The organism is Martinezella calliandrae (genome assembly GCF_030272695.1).
Taxonomy (GTDB): domain Bacteria; phylum Pseudomonadota; class Alphaproteobacteria; order Rhizobiales; family Rhizobiaceae; genus Rhizobium; species Rhizobium calliandrae.
Genome location: NZ_JARFYN010000220.1, coordinates 1 through 428 on the forward strand (window position 1 = coordinate 1; position 428 = coordinate 428).

Annotated in this window: 1 protein-coding gene; it reads right to left on the reverse strand. The window is 68.7% G+C overall.

Annotation, left to right across the window (positions count from 1 at the left end; translation table 11 throughout):
- Positions 1-428, reverse strand: a 428-nt coding sequence (locus tag PY650_RS36830; RefSeq protein ID WP_285885036.1) for an AMP-binding protein, incomplete at both ends; no start/stop codon positions are given.

Sequence of the window (428 nt, forward strand, 5' to 3'; positions counted from 1 at the left end):
CCGGCAGTTCGGCCCAGGCCGGGGTGGCTGGCTCCAGATCGACCACCGTCAGACCGGCTAATGCCTCGGGGCCGAGGGCTTGGCGGCCGGCTGCGTCGCAAAGCATAAGCCGTGGTGCGGCATCCTCGAGAACCTGCCGCAGCCGCTGAGACGGATAGGCTGGGTCGAGCGGCAGATAGGCGCCGCCGGCCTTGAGGATCGCCAGCAGCCCGACCACCATCGCCGGACTGCGCTGAAGGCAGATCGCCACCGGCTGATCCGGCCTGACCCCAAGGGCGATCAGATGATGGGCCAGGCGATTAGCCCGGGCGTTGAGTTCGCCATAGCTCAGCTCTTCGTCTTCATGGACGAGGGCGACGGCTTCGGGGGCGCGGCGCACCTGCGCCTCGAACAGCTCGTGGATGCACTGGTCCGACGGGTAAGGCGCC